We start from the raw sequence: 810 nt of genomic DNA, 5'->3' as shown, positions 1-810 counted from the left end.
GCACCGGACTGACCCTCACCCGGGCCGAGCACGTCATCCACTACGACCGGCCCTGGAACCCCGCCGTCGAGGACCAAGCCACCGACCGCGCCCACCGCATCGGACAGCACCGCACCGTCCAGGTCCACCACCTGATCACCGAGGGCACCGTCGAGGACCACATCAACGAACTCCTCGCCCGTAAACGTGCCTTGACCGACGCCGTCCTCACCTCCGGCGAAGGCGCCCTCACCGAACTCGACGACACCGAGCTCACCGCCCTCGTCACCCTGGGAACCCGATGACCGGCACCGCCCGATCCCTCGCACCCCTGGCCGGAGCGTGGAAACAGGCCTTCCACCTCGCCACCAACGGCTCCGGCTCCTACGGCAAGGGCCTCAACCTTGCGCGCAACGGCGCCGTCGCCCAGATCCAGACTCAGCCGGGCAGAATCAGCGCTCCCGTCGCCGCGAAGAAGGCCACCCACCAGGCCGCGATCCACGTCCCCGAGCTGACCGCGGCCCAATGGGACACGCTGGCAGCCAAGCTCGCCGACGACCCTCAGGCCGTTGCCGACCTCGTCGCCAACCGCATCCCCGCCACGATCGCCGACTCCGGGCACGCCGGCGGCATCTCCATCGCCCCGCCGGCCGACGGCATCACCTTCGCCTGCTCCTGCCCCACCGGCCGGACCCACCGCGTCTGCGACCACAGCGCAGCCCTCGGCCACGCCGTCGCCGAACGCCTCGCCGCCACCCCCTCCCTGCTGCTCGGCGCCCGCGGCATGACCGCCCGCGCCCTCGCCGCCCACGTACGCGACCTCGTCGACGG

The 810-nt window shown here is 72.2% G+C and carries 1 protein-coding gene and 1 pseudogene; both read left to right on the top strand.

The window, feature by feature from the left end:
• Nucleotides 1-284 (top strand): helicase-related protein (locus tag GUY61_RS38715; protein ID WP_279576906.1); only part of this gene is annotated, 284 nt, incomplete at its 5' end.
• A pseudogene (locus GUY61_RS38710) lies at nt 281-810 on the top strand (hypothetical protein); the annotation flags it as partial. The gene GUY61_RS38715 and the pseudogene GUY61_RS38710, both read left to right, overlap by 4 nt.

The organism is Streptomyces sp. GC420 (assembly GCF_009916105.1).
Lineage (GTDB): Bacteria > Actinomycetota > Actinomycetes > Streptomycetales > Streptomycetaceae > Streptomyces.
The sequence above is the reverse complement of the archived record's forward strand: the minus strand, read 5'-3'. Positions and strand labels throughout refer to the sequence as shown.